1 protein-coding gene is annotated in these 856 nt (G+C 48.6%); it reads right to left on the bottom strand.

Annotated features, from left to right (window positions below; translation table 11 throughout):
• The coding region (locus FLQ44_RS25575; protein WP_147694460.1) for an IS701 family transposase at positions 1-692 on the bottom strand (692 nt) is incomplete at its 3' end.
• Between the last annotated feature and the right edge of the window lie 164 nt (positions 693-856).

Raw genomic sequence — 856 nt, 5'->3', positions numbered from 1 at the left:
TCAATGTCGCCGTCTGGGGCAACTATCTTGAATACTCGAATGAACCCGTAGCCTTTGAGATGAACCACTGTACCAGTGGAGGCGACCGCCACCTCACAAATCGGTCGATTTCCCGTCTGAGCGGGATTTACCAAGCGATTGCGTTTCAGTCGAGTCAGCCAGCTCCACCCATAGTTGGCAATCAACTTCAGATTAGCTAAGGCACTAAACCAACTATCGAATGCTACGCACCTGGGCTTGAAACCCCTCTCCTTTGCCGTTGTCAACATGGCTCGAAAGTGGTCATTTTTCGTTGCCCCGTCCACCGCTTTCTCATAAAGTCGATAGTCGCAGGGAATGTGTTTATCCCCATCCGACCACAGTAGGCTCGTTAGATTAATGCCTTGAACGACGCGCTTATGTTTACCCGACCATTGCCGACTCACTAAATCTATGTGTTTGGCGTACCACTTATCAAGCATCGTGTCGTCGATTACAAGAATCCCTTGCTCTAACTCAACATAGGCTTTCGCCTCTTGCCAAAGCTCCTTGGGGTCTGGTTCAAGTCGATGCAGCAAACGGTTGACCGCATCGTGCCCTGCCGCCGACTCTGTTGTCGGTTGAACCCGCTCTGCTTCGCTACAGCTATAGGACTTTTGCGTCGCAATCAGGAAGTTGATGTATTCAATAGCTGTGTATTTCGGTGGATTCATTCCTTCCTTCTACCGCATCTTCAGTTCAACGTTCACATAGAGGCACTGGAAACGATGGAAGCTAACAATTCATTCCTTCCTTCTACCGCATCTTCAGTTCAACTGCGTAACTCCTGACCAAGAAAACTTATGACAAAAACAGAAATATTGGCAGCACCCAAACA

The organism is Vogesella mureinivorans, assembly GCF_007644035.1.
Taxonomy (GTDB): Bacteria; Pseudomonadota; Gammaproteobacteria; order Burkholderiales; family Chromobacteriaceae; genus Vogesella; species Vogesella mureinivorans.
Note: the sequence above shows the minus strand (reverse complement) of the source record. Positions and strands in the feature narration are given on the sequence as shown.